Raw genomic sequence first — 2,139 nt, 5'->3', positions numbered from 1 at the left:
CGGCTCGCCAGCGTCAAGGTAGCGCCACTCGTCGAACAGGTTGGGGCCGAAGCCCGTGCGCTTGATCGACTTGAGGTACTGCTTGGGGATGATGGCGTCGGTGTCGACGTTCTCGCGGTCCATCGGGGCCACGAGGCCCTTGTGAATGCGGAAGGCTTGCATGGTGCTCTCTTTACTTGGAGGCGGCGCCCGAGATGGTCTCGCCGGCCTTTTCGATGTCCTTGCCGATGCCGTGCACGGTGTTGCAACCGGCCAGGGTGAAAGCGGCGATCAGGGACAGCAGGGTGATCAGGCGGGACATGGGGCGAGGCTCCGTTTGTGCGAGGTTGGGAAGGTTCAGGCGATGCGACGGACGTCGACGAAGTGGCCTTGCATGGCGGCCGCAGCGGCCATGGCGGGGCTGACCAGGTGGGTGCGGCCACCCGCGCCCTGACGGCCTTCGAAGTTGCGGTTGCTGGTCGAGGCGCAGCGCTCGCCCGGCTCCAGGCGGTCGGCGTTCATGGCCAGGCACATGGAGCAACCGGGCTCGCGCCACTCGAAGCCGGCGGCCTTGAAGACCTGGTCGAGGCCTTCGCGCTCGGCCTGCTCTTTGACGAGGCCGGAGCCTGGCACCACCAGGGCCAGCTTCACGTTGGAGGCGATGCGGCCACCGATGCGCTTGACCACCTCGGCGGCGGCGCGCATGTCTTCGATGCGGCTGTTGGTGCACGAACCGATGAAGACCTTGTCGATCCGGATGTCGCTGACGGCCTTGTTGGGCTCGAGCGCCATGTACTGCAGCGCGCGCTCCATGGCGGAGCGCTTGACGGGGTCCTTTTCCTTGTCGGGGTCGGGCACGTTGGCGTTGACGCCGATGACCATCTCGGGCGAGGTGCCCCAGCTGACCTGCGGCTCGATTTGCGAAGCGTCAAGCTCGACGATGGCGTCCCACTTGGCGTCGGCATCGGAGTGCAGCGTGCGCCAGTAGGCGATGGCCTGCTCCAGCTCGACACCCTTCGGGCTGAAGGGGCGGTTCTGCACATACTGGATGGTGGTGTCGTCCACGGCCACGAGACCTGCGCGCGCGCCACCTTCGATGGCCATGTTGCAGACCGTCATGCGGCCTTCCATGCTCAGGGCGCGGATGGCGCTGCCTGCGAACTCGATGGTGTAGCCGGTGCCGCCGGCCGTGCCGATCTTGCCGATGATGGCCAGCACGATGTCCTTGGCCGAGCAGCCCTTGCCGAGGGTGCCCTCGACCTTGATGAGCATGTTCTTGGCCTTCTTGGCCAGCAGCGTTTGCGTGGCCAGCACGTGCTCGACCTCGGAGGTGCCGATGCCGTGGGCCAGCGCACCGAAGGCGCCGTGCGTGGACGTGTGGCTGTCACCGCAGACCACGGTCATGCCGGGCAGCGTGGCGCCCTGCTCCGGGCCGATCACGTGCACGATGCCCTGGCGCTTGTCGCTCATCTTGAACTGCGTGATGCCGAAGCGGTCGCAGTTGGCGTCCAGCGTGTCGACCTGCAGCTTGGAGACGGCGTCCTTGATGCCGTCGCGGCGGTCGGTGGTGGGCACGTTGTGGTCGCTCACCGCGAGGTTCGCCGACAGGCGCCACACCTTGCGACCGGCGATGTCCAGCCCCTCGAAGGCCTGCGGGCTGGTGACTTCGTGCACCAGGTGGCGGTCGATGTAGAGGGTGGCGGTGCCATCTTCTTCGGTGTGGACGATGTGCTCGTCCCAGATCTTGTCGTAGAGGGTGCGTCCCATGGTGCTGCCTGATGCCTGCTGCGTTCTCACGCAAGGGACCCATCGGGCCCCAAGTGATGGTGGGGAAGAAAGACCAAGATTTTATGCGATGCGGCCCAGGCACGGCTGCATCATGGGCACGCAAGCCGCCCTCAGCCCCTGTTCAGGCGCCACTTGGCCAAGCATTCAGCGACGCATTTTGCGCGCACGCATCGGAGCGAAGTCGGTCAGCGGTCGATGGCGGGCGACATCCAGAAACGAAAAAGCCCCGCTCAGAGCGGGGCTTCGTGACTCGGGCGGCACCCACAGGCGCCACCCGGGCAAACCGGTCAGCGCGAAGCGATCGGCTTGACGTCGCGCTTCTCGGCGCCAACGAACAGCTGACGGGGACGGCCGATCTTGTACTCGGGATCG

Annotated in this window: 2 protein-coding genes and 1 pseudogene; all 3 read right to left on the bottom strand. The window is 66.2% G+C overall.

From position 1 onward, the window contains the following. Nucleotides 1-162 (bottom strand): annotated as a pseudogene (locus B2W70_RS05965) (3-isopropylmalate dehydratase small subunit); the annotation flags it as partial. Between the two features lie 10 nt (nucleotides 163-172). After that, entirely contained in the window at nucleotides 173-301 is a 129-nt protein-coding gene (locus B2W70_RS05960; RefSeq protein WP_286743799.1) for an entericidin A/B family lipoprotein, read from the bottom strand. 35 nt (nucleotides 302-336) lie between these two features. Continuing rightward, nucleotides 337-1,746, bottom strand: a complete 1,410-nt coding sequence (gene leuC, locus B2W70_RS05955; protein WP_286743798.1) for a 3-isopropylmalate dehydratase large subunit — start codon at nucleotides 1,744-1,746, stop codon at nucleotides 337-339. Nucleotides 1,747-2,139 lie beyond the last annotated feature (393 nt).

This window comes from Aquabacterium sp. UBA2148, from assembly GCF_002328915.1.
GTDB lineage: Bacteria > Pseudomonadota > Gammaproteobacteria > Burkholderiales > Burkholderiaceae_C > Aquabacterium > Aquabacterium parvum.
The sequence above is the reverse complement of the archived record's forward strand: the minus strand, read 5'-3'. Positions and strand labels throughout refer to the sequence as shown.

Excerpts from the sequence above, each read along its gene's own strand:
- B2W70_RS05960 (WP_286743799.1), bottom strand. The coding sequence starts at position 301 with ATGTCCCGCCTGATCACCCTGCTGTCCCTGATCGCCGCTTTCACCCTG.
- leuC (WP_286743798.1), bottom strand. The coding sequence starts at position 1,746 with ATGGGACGCACCCTCTACGACAAGATCTGGGACGAGCACATCGTCCAC.